This window comes from Myxococcus sp. AB025B (genome assembly GCF_006518215.1).
Taxonomy (GTDB): domain Bacteria; phylum Myxococcota; class Myxococcia; order Myxococcales; family Myxococcaceae; genus Myxococcus; species Myxococcus fulvus.
In genome coordinates this window covers 1-460 of record NZ_SRLW01000711.1, presented here as the reverse complement: position 1 = coordinate 460, position 460 = coordinate 1, and the positions used below count along the sequence as shown (strand labels likewise).

The 460-nt window shown below is 60.2% G+C and carries 2 protein-coding genes; both read left to right on the top strand.

The features are described 5' to 3' along the window. On the top strand, positions 1–232 hold a 232-nt coding region (locus tag FL311_RS43645), incomplete at its 5' end, for a hypothetical protein (protein WP_228557493.1). Next, positions 229–460 (top strand): hypothetical protein (locus FL311_RS43640; RefSeq protein ID WP_228557492.1); only part of this gene is annotated, 232 nt, incomplete at its 3' end. The genes FL311_RS43645 and FL311_RS43640, both read left to right, overlap by 4 nt.

Here is a 460-nt window from a genome sequence, read left to right as displayed (position 1 = left end):
GAAGATCCAGGGCGTAACCGCTGTGGCCGAGGTAGTGGAAACCAGCGCAGCACTGATGCGCGACTTCATCAAGCTTGGCACCGACGAAGCCCGTCGGCAACAACGCCAGCGAGAAGGGGCCGACCTGTCCATGCTCAGTAACGCAATGGTCGGGGTTCTCAGCGGCCGATTCGATCCGCGCGACGTCGAGCGCGCCGTAGACATCATCACCACGAAAGGAGCACAAGATTGAAATTCTTTAAGCCCGGGCTGTCTTGGTCGACGCGCAAGATGCTATATCAGCAGTTGGCGTCGCAGCTCGACAACGGCCGTCCGCTCGTCGAGGCAATGGAGGACTTCCGCGATCGATTGGCGAGACGCGGGCGTAAAGGGCTGGCACAGGCGATGCGTGAAGCCACCAGTTGCCTGAAAGACGGAAAGACCTTTGTGCAGTCGATGGGGCCAACGCTCTCGCCAATGG